Origin of the sequence: Luteolibacter pohnpeiensis (assembly GCF_016595435.1) — a bacterium.
Taxonomy (GTDB): domain Bacteria; phylum Verrucomicrobiota; class Verrucomicrobiia; order Verrucomicrobiales; family Akkermansiaceae; genus Luteolibacter; species Luteolibacter pohnpeiensis.
This window is the reverse complement of sequence record NZ_JAENIJ010000146.1, coordinates 1-805: the sequence shown is the minus strand read 5'-3', so window position 1 is coordinate 805 and position 805 is coordinate 1. Positions and strand designations below refer to the sequence as shown.

1 protein-coding gene is annotated in these 805 nt (G+C 58.5%); it reads right to left on the bottom strand.

The annotated features are described in order from the left end of the window. A partial coding sequence (locus JIN85_RS20650) for a hypothetical protein (protein WP_200274414.1) occupies window positions 1-805 on the bottom strand: 805 nt, incomplete at both ends.

Genomic DNA, 805 nt, shown 5'->3' with positions numbered 1-805 from the left:
CCGGAGGAAATGGCTTTTTCAAGAGCGGTCTGAAGAACTGGCGTGTTGAACTGACCGGACAGCTCCGGCATTTCACGGTGGGCCTTTTCCAGAGCCGCGACAAATTCCTGATCGGTCACCTCATTGGACCTCGCCAGCGCGTCTAACCGTTCGAAGGCTGGGCGTACCGGCGAAAGCCATTCGCGCGAAACTCCGGTTAGATTCTTCAGCACGTTTTCGGCCAGGCGATCGATGGTCGAAGGCTGGCTGTCGGCGTAATCTTCGCGGATGCTGGCCGCAACGGTCGTGCTCGGCATTCGGTGCACCATCATCAGGATGCGCGTGATTGGAGCTTGCAGGCGAATCACCTTGATCGGCATTTCCTGCTTCAGCGCGGCAAGCCACTGATGGTGGCCATCGACGACGTGATTGTCCTGGGAAATGAGGATGGCACGATTTCCCCCGCTGTAGTTCGACGCGGCATCGACTTTTTCAGGAGCATACTCGGCTTGGGTTGCCTTTAACGAATCGGCTTCGACTTCTTCCGACGTGCTTTCGATCCCGCGAGCGCGCAGAAATCCAACCAAGGCACCGCGACTGCCGCTGGCGATTTGTGGCATCTCGGATCGGGGAATGCCGAGCGTGCCAGATCCTGCTGGGAACCTGCGCCAGGTGAGCGATGCATCCGCCGCCTTCACCTTCGGCTTTTCGCCCGGCTTCTCATCAAACTCTTCCAAGTCCTCCTTTGTTTCGTGGCCACGTTCGGCTGTCTCAGGATCTCCCTGGGCACCATTCGGAGCGGCTTGGAAAAGCTCTTCATCGGGAG